General features: G+C 60.6%; 1 protein-coding gene. It reads right to left on the bottom strand.

Annotated elements, in window-relative coordinates; all coding sequences use genetic code 11:
• Positions 1 to 322, bottom strand: a 322-nt coding sequence (locus IAE36_RS23510; RefSeq protein WP_201214977.1) for an immunoglobulin-like domain-containing protein, incomplete at both ends; no start/stop codon positions are given.

The raw sequence follows: 322 nt of genomic DNA, 5'->3' as shown, positions 1-322 counted from the left end.
CACGGTGCCGCTGGCGGAGCCGGCAGCGATGAACACCTGGGTGCCACCGGTGAGGGTCACGGTCACACCACCGTGACCAGTGACTGGCAGGCTGCTGTCTTCGCTCACCAAGGTGACCGTATAGGTGATCTTGCCACCTTCGACCACGGTGTTGTTATCCACAGACAGCACCGCGGTGACCTTGCTGATGGTGTCGGTGACGTTCACCGAAGCTGGGCCGCCGATAACCAGGTTCTCGAACGTGGCGTTCGGGACTTCGGCCTTGATGATGCCCACTTCGATTTTGCCTTCGTCTTTGAAGACATCATCGCCCTGCGCCGGT

Origin of the sequence: Pseudomonas sp. S36 (assembly GCF_016647875.1) — a bacterium.
Lineage (GTDB): Bacteria > Pseudomonadota > Gammaproteobacteria > Pseudomonadales > Pseudomonadaceae > Aquipseudomonas > Aquipseudomonas parafulva.
Note: the sequence above shows the minus strand (reverse complement) of the source record. Positions and strands in the feature narration are given on the sequence as shown.